At 56.1% G+C, this 3,700-nt stretch carries 5 protein-coding genes; 1 reads left to right on the top strand and 4 read right to left on the bottom strand.

Annotated features, from left to right (window positions below; all coding sequences use genetic code 11):
- Positions 1–95: 95 nt before the first annotated feature.
- Positions 96–563 (bottom strand): cyanase, encoded by a 468-nt coding sequence (cynS, locus tag ACZ3HH_RS29315; RefSeq protein ID WP_465809990.1) that lies wholly within the window; start codon positions 561–563, stop codon positions 96–98.
- 118 nt (positions 564–681) lie between these two features.
- Between cynS and cynR the strand changes: the two genes are divergently transcribed.
- A complete protein-coding gene (cynR, locus tag ACZ3HH_RS29310) occupies positions 682–1,566 on the top strand; it encodes a transcriptional regulator CynR (protein ID WP_465809988.1) in 885 nt (294 codons plus the stop codon).
- A 1-nt stretch (position 1,567) separates the two neighbouring features.
- Here cynR and ACZ3HH_RS29305 read toward each other — a convergent pair whose 3' ends face one another.
- From ACZ3HH_RS29305 to ACZ3HH_RS29295, 3 genes are all read right to left on the bottom strand, one after another.
- Complete coding sequence (locus ACZ3HH_RS29305) at positions 1,568–1,870, bottom strand: hypothetical protein (protein ID WP_465809986.1); 303 nt, start codon at positions 1,868–1,870, stop codon at positions 1,568–1,570.
- A gap of 166 nt (positions 1,871–2,036) precedes the next feature.
- Positions 2,037–2,366 (bottom strand): hypothetical protein, encoded by a 330-nt coding sequence (locus ACZ3HH_RS29300; RefSeq protein WP_038984224.1) that lies wholly within the window; start codon positions 2,364–2,366, stop codon positions 2,037–2,039.
- 626 nt (positions 2,367–2,992) lie between these two features.
- A complete protein-coding gene (locus tag ACZ3HH_RS29295; RefSeq protein WP_465809984.1) occupies positions 2,993–3,532 on the bottom strand; it encodes a GNAT family N-acetyltransferase in 540 nt (179 codons plus the stop codon).
- Between the last annotated feature and the right edge of the window lie 168 nt (positions 3,533–3,700).

Below are 3,700 nucleotides of genomic sequence, written 5' to 3'. Positions count from 1 at the left end.
AAGAATGCACCGCGGTTTTTCAGGTACTACGCGTCATCGTTCTTCGCGGGCAAGCCACGCTCCCACAGGTTCTGCGTTTTAATTGACGGGCTGTCTTAGAAGGGACGCAGCGGCAGGAACTTGCCGTCCAGAGTAATCACCGCGCGGGAACCACCTTCCGGGTCTTCAACTTTCTTCATGTCCAGCTTGAAGTTGATCGCGCTGATGATGCCGTCGCCGAATTGCTCGTGAACCAGGGCTTTGAGCGTGGTGCCGTAGATCTGGATCATTTCGTGGAAGCGGTAGATGGTCGGATCGGTCGGGACACCCGAGAGGCTTCCGCGCAGCGGAATGATCTGCAGGCGAGCCACGGCGTCGGCGTCCAGTTCGAGCTTCTCGCCAATCACCTTGGCGGCGGCTTCCGGCAGCGGATGCTGGCCGAGCAGGGCGGCGGTGACATAGGCCAGGCCCAGGCCGGTGCCGTCGGTCAAATCCTGCCAGGACAGATTCTTGCGCGCCTTGGCATCGAGAATCGAAGTGGTCAGGGCCAGACTCGGATCCTGGTAAGCGAGGGACTGTTGCATGGTGTGACTCCTATCGGTTGTGGCTGGAAAGTGGAGCCATCTTCGGTCGATTTATCCATAGCGTCCAAGACCGATATACAATGCTTTACATAATTCCTGCCTATAGATGGTGTGCCCCATGCTGCTCCGACATTTGCGTTACTTGCTGGCAGTCGCCGACCACGGCGGCTTCACCCGCGCCGCCGAGGCGTTGCACGTCTCTCAACCGACGCTGTCCCAGCAGATCCGGCAACTGGAGGAAACATTGGGCGTGAGCTTGTTCGACCGCACCTCGCGCACGGTCAAGCCGACCGATGCGGGGCTGGCCTATATCGAAAGTGCCCGTCGGGTACTGGTGGAACTTGAAGCAGGGAAACGCGCGCTGCATGACGTGAAGGACTTGTCTCGCGGCACCTTGCGGCTGGCCATGACGCCGACGTTCATGGCGTATCTGGTGGGGCCGTTGGTGCGCGACTACGTGGCGAAGTTTCCGAACATCCATCTGCAAATTTTCGAGCTATCGATGGATGACATCGAGGCCGGATTGCTCGATGACTCGCTGGACATCGCCATTGCCTTTACCCCGGTGAGAAGCCCTGACATCGAGTGCGTGCCGGTGTTTGTCGAGACGTTGGGGGTGATGGTTGGGCACAGTCATCCGTTGTACGAGCGCCAGAGCCCGCTATCGACAAAGGAGGTGGCGCAACTGGAGTTCGCGTTGCTGACACCTGACTTCATCACCCGATCCTCCATCGACGGGTATTTTCGGCAACAGAACATCACGCCCAAAGTGGCGATCGAGGTGAACTCGGTGAGTACGCTGCTGGAGGTCATTCGTCACGCGCCGATGGCCACCATCCTCCCGGAACCTATAGCCACTGCGGAACGGGCATTGCGCAGGATTGAATTACAAGGCGAAGCACCCCGGCGCGACGCGGCGTTGTTACGCAGAAATAACAACTACCACAGCGCCGCGTCGGTAGCGTTCGCGAACCTGGTGATGACCGGCAGCGCCAGCGTGTAGATCAATCATTCACCGACTGGCAGATGCCATTGCCGCCTTTCTTGCTGGTATAGGTCACGGCAACAGAGTCGTCATCGGCGATGCTGATCGAGATCGTTACGTCCGGCCTCTTGGCCTCGAAAAGACGATCGTTGATCATTGTGGTCTGGGCTTCTTCCTTATTGATCATGACCGAGCCATCCTGGTCGGCGTGGACCAGGATTTTGTCGGTACAGTCCGCATCGAAGGCAGGAACGCCGGGAACGTTGTTCGCATGAGCGGCACCTGCCAATGCCAGTAGTATGAATGTCAGGATTTTTTTCATCGCAGACCTCCAATGGATAAACCGATGTCCAGCGCTCTGTTAACCATAGCTCTGTTCTTTTGACTCAGTGCGAAGTTAGAGGTGCGTAAGCGACAAACAAAAAAAGGCCCCGCTCGATGATACGAGCGGGGCCTTTTTGTTTAGGGGAGTGGTCCCTTGAAAGAAATCAATACAACCGATCAATCACCCGAACTTCGTTCTGGTTCTGCATCGATGCCCACGCCTGTTTCAGCGTTTGCAGCACATTACCGATGAAGTCCTTGTCGGCCGCGGCTTTCTTGCCGACATAGCCCTGGCCGCGACGGTACATCTTCAGTCGGGCGAGCAGGTTCTGGTTGTTCTGGTCGAACGCTTCTTCATGGGCATGGGGCGACAGGCAGTCGATATGAACCTGGCCCGATTTGCTGATCCACAGAATATGGCTGTCCTGGCTGTCTTTTTGCGCAGCGAACAAGCGAGCCAGTTCATCGATAGTAGGTTGATTGTTCAAATTCATTGTAAGCCCCTTGACCATTTGGTGATCTTTCAAAGTTGATTCGCTAATACAAGTAGCCCATCGGTTAGTTGATCCCTGGCACCGAAACCAGGACGTCAGCGGTCGGCCGTCAATACGACGGGGTCCCGCGTCTGCTGCATGTAGTCGTGTTGAATAACTGCTACGCAATAGCGTCACAACGAAGAGAAGCAGCGAAAACCTGGAGGCCACTGCCGACGTTTTCAGAGTCGGCCACAAGCTTCACGAGGATTGATCGCCAGCGCTTCTCGTCCTTTGTACTGGACGTTCAGGCCAGGTCAGCTTCTTCAATCTGCCTTGTGGGCAGCGTGTATCCGGGGAAAACAGCTCGGCGGTCAGACGAGCTTGCTCAAACGTGTTGCCTGTACTCCCGATCGGGGAGATGTCTGCATCATGCAAGGGCAAATCGGAGGCGTCAACGGCTTTGTAGTGATTATTTTTGTTCACTACATATTGTCGGACAAAGTGGTTTTGGAATTAGAAAGTCAGGTGTGGCTGGCTGTGGCATCGTCAAGATCGCAGCTTTGCGTAGGAGCGATGCCCGCGAAGGCCATCACACGGACAAACTGCTGGACCGCGTCATCGTTCTTCGCGGGCAAGCCTCGCTCCTACGGGGCCGGGGTAGGAGCTGCCGAAGGCTGCGATCTTTTAAAGCGGTAAACGGTGCACGGATAACCGTCGATCGGCAGGTGATGCAGGGTGAATTCACCGCCCGTGAGATCGGGCATCACCCTGGCCCAGAACAGCCGTGCAGGCTGGTTGGCATCGATGTGGAAAATCTGCCATTGACCGGGGAACCGGTTCAAGAGGACAGAGACGACAAACTTCGCGACACCTTGACCACGAAAACGTCGACTGACAAAAAAGTAGCCAATGTTGTGCTCCGCGCCGACGATATGGGTTTCGTTATCCACGGTCACGAAACCGGCAAGCTCGCCGTCAACCTTGATCAGAAACGGCCTGGTTGCAGGATTGCGCCAGTAATCCAGTTTGGGCTGGATGTTGAAGAAGCCATGTTCTCCGAGTTTCAGCGGCAGCCATTCGCTGAAATCGTAGATGTAGAACTGCATCAGGTTTTCGATGGTTTCCAGTTCGTCGCGCTGAGCGGCGTGCAGTTCTATTGAGGGCTGGCTTCTGATTGTCGTCATGGTCGTACCTTTCAGAAAGCAGGGCTGTTGCCTGGCGCGCAATCCATGTGAGAACGGGCTTGCCCTAATGCCGGTAAGTTAAGACGCAGAACCTGTGGGAGCGTGGCTTGCCCGCGAAGAATGCACCGCGGTTTTTCAGGTATTACGCGTCATCGTTCTTCGCGGGCA

The organism is Pseudomonas sp. PME37.24/025 (assembly GCF_055556615.1).
This window is presented reverse-complemented; position numbering and strand designations above follow the sequence as displayed.

Bases quoted from the DNA above. Each gene is read 5' to 3' on its own strand.
- cynS (WP_465809990.1), bottom strand. From the start codon at position 563: ATGCAACAGTCCCTCGCTTACCAGGATCCGAGTCTGGCCCTGACCACT.
- cynR (WP_465809988.1), top strand. From the start codon at position 682: ATGCTGCTCCGACATTTGCGTTACTTGCTGGCAGTCGCCGACCACGGC.
- ACZ3HH_RS29305 (WP_465809986.1), bottom strand. From the start codon at position 1,870: ATGAAAAAAATCCTGACATTCATACTACTGGCATTGGCAGGTGCCGCT.
- ACZ3HH_RS29300 (WP_038984224.1), bottom strand. From the start codon at position 2,366: ATGAATTTGAACAATCAACCTACTATCGATGAACTGGCTCGCTTGTTC.
- ACZ3HH_RS29295 (WP_465809984.1), bottom strand. From the start codon at position 3,532: ATGACGACAATCAGAAGCCAGCCCTCAATAGAACTGCACGCCGCTCAG.